Annotated in this window: 3 protein-coding genes; 1 reads left to right on the top strand and 2 read right to left on the bottom strand. The window is 51.2% G+C overall.

Going from position 1 to position 3,454, the window contains the following annotated elements:
- Both fdrA and FDW87_RS11795 read right to left on the bottom strand, forming a co-directional pair.
- Positions 1 to 1,005 (bottom strand): acyl-CoA synthetase FdrA (gene fdrA, locus FDW87_RS22380; RefSeq protein WP_252363131.1); only part of this gene is annotated, 1,005 nt, incomplete at its 3' end.
- Positions 1,006 to 1,018: 13 nt separating this feature from the next.
- Positions 1,019 to 2,242 carry an MFS transporter gene (locus tag FDW87_RS11795; protein WP_137379785.1) on the bottom strand — a complete coding sequence of 408 codons (1,224 nt, stop codon included), beginning with the start codon at positions 2,240 to 2,242 and terminating at the stop codon, positions 1,019 to 1,021.
- Between the two features lie 338 nt (positions 2,243 to 2,580).
- Between FDW87_RS11795 and FDW87_RS11790 the strand changes: the two genes are divergently transcribed.
- The coding region (locus FDW87_RS11790; RefSeq protein WP_137379805.1) for a carbamate kinase at positions 2,581 to 3,454 on the top strand (874 nt) is incomplete at its 3' end.

Here is a 3,454-nt window from a genome sequence, read left to right as displayed (position 1 = left end):
GCCGTAAATCCCTTTGCCTGCCACTTCCGGCTGAGCCCGTCTCTGCTGCGCCACGCGCATCAGCAGCACCGCCAGCCGCGCGGCATCAGAAAGTGAATTCGCCAGCCAGACGTTTCCTTCGCGACTCTGCTCCGGCTTGCTGCCCAGAAACAGCGCGACAACCGGTTTCCCCACCTTTTGCATCGCAGCAATAATGCGGGTTCGCACCTGCGGAGACGGCGGCTTGGAGACAAAAGCCATTACCCGCGTGGCATCATCCGCAGCCAGCATCTCCAGCGCGGTCAATGCGCTGATACCGCCCACGTCAGCGCTCAGGTCACGTCCCCCCAGGCCAATCGCATGGCTAATGCCCTGCTGATGCAGCGCAATCTGCGAGGTAATTTCCTGAATACCGGTGCCTGACGCGCCAATCACGCCAATCCCGCCTTCAGGCAGGACGTTGGCAAAAGCTAATGGGCTTCCGGCAATCATCGCCGTACCGCAGTCTGGCCCCATGACGATCAGCCCGCGCTCGCGTGCCATGGTTTTCAGCTCAACTTCCTGCTCCAGCGGTACGTTATCGGAAAACAACATGACGTTTTTATTGGCCTGCAACCCCTCTCTGGCAACAGATGCGGCATATTCTCCGGCGACGGAGACCAGCAGAAGATTGGCCTGAGGTAATTTCTGGCACGCGCTTTCGAAGCGGCGAGCTTTCACCAGTTGATGTGAACTCCCCGACGCGTTGGCGATCGCGCTTAGCTCTTTCTCCAGTTGCTCACGAATCAAATCCAGGATCTCAGGCTGGTCACCTTCGGTTCTGACCGCCACACAAATATCATTTGGCGTGGCATCGGCAAAGTCGTCGTGCCAGAACCCTGTGGAATCCAGCATCGATTTATTGGCTGGTGTTCCCATCATGACCGAAACCTGATCAACTTCCAGGCGCTCACTGAGTTTTCGGGAAATGATCATCAGGCTGACGGAATCCTGAAAACTTCCCTTTTTAATAAAGGCGTAAATCATTACTACTACCTCTTTATGTGCGTTGTTCTTTTAAAAACAGCATTGCGAATAAACCAATAGCCAGCAGTACGGCTGAAACATAGAAACTGGAAGCCAGGCTTCCGGTCATATCACGTGCAGCCCCGGCAATAATCGGTGCCAGAATGGATGAACTCATGCCAATAAAATTAAATAAGCCAAATGCGGTGCTGTAATTATTTTCATCCACGCTGTCGGCTACCAGGGCAACCAGTACCGGATCCAGCGCCAGTTTACCCACCAGACCATAGACACACAGCGCAGTGATAACACCTGTCATATTCGGCATCCAAATAATTGACAACATGCTGATAATCGCGACCGGCACCAGGAACATAATTAAAGGTTTACGCTTGCCTAATTTGTCAGACAGGCTGGAGAATAGCAGCGCCCCAGGAATGGAAATCCAGGCCACCAGCGAAGAGATAAATCCGGTTTCGCTGCCAGCGATACCCCGTTCACTTTGCAGATAATAGGGAAGCCAGGTCAGGATAACGAAGAAACCGAACAGGCTACAGAACACCATAATATAGGTGATAATTAAATTACGGTTTTTCATCAGATCGCTGAATTTACCCTTTTTAACCGGCGCGCCATCGGCGTCGGCAGTACGTTTCTTCTCTTTCACAAATAGCCAGATAGCCACCCCAACCAGCACGGATGGAACCGCCATCGCATAGAATGGCATCCGCCATGAATATCCCTGATCGTATACCAGCCAGCTTGAGGTCATCAGCCCCAGCGCAATACCAAAAGCCATACCGCTGTTGATGATTGCGCTGCCAAGAGAGCGGTACTTCTTCGGGATCTGCTCAGAGGAAAGACCGTATTGCGGACCATAATAGGTTCCTTCACCCGCCCCCGTCACCACGCGGGCAAACAGCAGGGTGTACCAACTTTTTGCCCAGCCGGTTACCGCGGTGAAAACACCAAAAAGAATAAACCCCGGAACCAGCACCTTTTTCTTACCAATTTTGTCACCCAGAATTCCGGCAGGTACCTGAAGTAATGCGTAAGAAAAATAGAACACAGAATTAAGAATACCCAATTGTGTGCCGCTTAAGCCAAATTCTTTTTCTAATTCGCCCATCACCGGATTGAGCACCGTGCGGTCGGCATACATAAAAATCCATCCCAGCCAGAACAGAAAAACGGTGACCCACCAGGCCGGTATTCCTCTTTTCTTTGTGGCCTCAGCCACTTCATATGAACCAGACATAATTAATCTCCCGGTAATCATTACCGCTGAATACCTCATGTTATCTGACAGGATACGTGAGGTTTGATGTTTTAACTGCGTCTACCATATCGGGGTAAAAATTCATTTCATTTGAACAAAATCACACAAAATCCATTGTTATAAATTCCTGGGAACTGGCCGCAACATTATTAAAAAAAGTCTAATAATCACTTTCAAAGCAATTTAAATAAAGAGACAGAAAACATCATTAATTATCGAGATATTTTTACAGGTATTTGAGTTGTCGACCTTATCACATAATAAAAGCGATAAAACGCTATGTTGACCACGAGATATTTTTCACAATGAGGTCATTAATGAAAAAGAAGATTGTCATTGCGCTTGGCGGCAATGCCTTATTACAGCGCGGAGAAATTTTGAGTGCAGAAAACCAGCAGCGTAGTATTCAGGTATTTGCCGAAATGGCATCCGAATTAGCCCGTGATTATCAACTGGTCATTGTTCATGGCAACGGTCCTCAGGTTGGTCTGCTGGCGCTACAGAACGCGGCTTACAAAGAGTCCCCGGCCTGGCCGCTGGACATTCTGGTTGCGGAAAGTCAGGGGATGATCGGTTTTGCCATTGCCCAGGCGCTGGCGTCATCCACGGGTAACGCGCCCGTGACGACGCTGATGACCCGCGTTGAGGTCGATCCGCAGGATGACGCTTTCTCAACCCCCGGTAAATATATCGGCCCCGTCTACCAGCCGGATCAACAGACAGAGCTGGAAGAACGCTATGGCTGGCAGATGAAAGCGGATGGGCAATATATTCGCCGCGTGGTTCCCTCCCCGACACCGCTAAAAATTCTCGACAGTGATGCCATCTGCACGTTGATGGATGCGGGACACATGGTGATTTGCTGTGGCGGTGGTGGTATTCCGGTCATTGCGCAAGGCGATGGCTATCAGGGAACCGAAGCCGTCATTGATAAGGATTTGACCGCTGCCGTGCTGGCGCAATCCATTAACGCTGACCACCTGCTGATCCTGACGGACGCCGATGCCGTGTATGAAAACTGGGGAACCCCCCAGGCGCGTGCGCTACGACATGTCACACCAGAAGAGCTGGCGCCGTTTGCCGCGCCTGACGGTGCAATGGGCCCGAAAGCGGCGGCGGTGATACAGTTTGTCAAACAGACCGGAAACGCAGCATTTATCGGCGCCCTGAAGGATGCGCCGCAGGTCCTGG

Origin of the sequence: Citrobacter sp. wls826, from assembly GCF_005281245.1 — a bacterium.
Taxonomy (GTDB): Bacteria; Pseudomonadota; Gammaproteobacteria; order Enterobacterales; family Enterobacteriaceae; genus Citrobacter; species Citrobacter braakii.
Note: the sequence above shows the minus strand (reverse complement) of the source record. Positions and strands in the feature narration are given on the sequence as shown.

Bases quoted from the DNA above. Each gene is read 5' to 3' on its own strand.
- FDW87_RS11795 (WP_137379785.1), bottom strand. From the start codon at position 2,242: ATGTCTGGTTCATATGAAGTGGCTGAGGCCACAAAGAAAAGAGGAATA.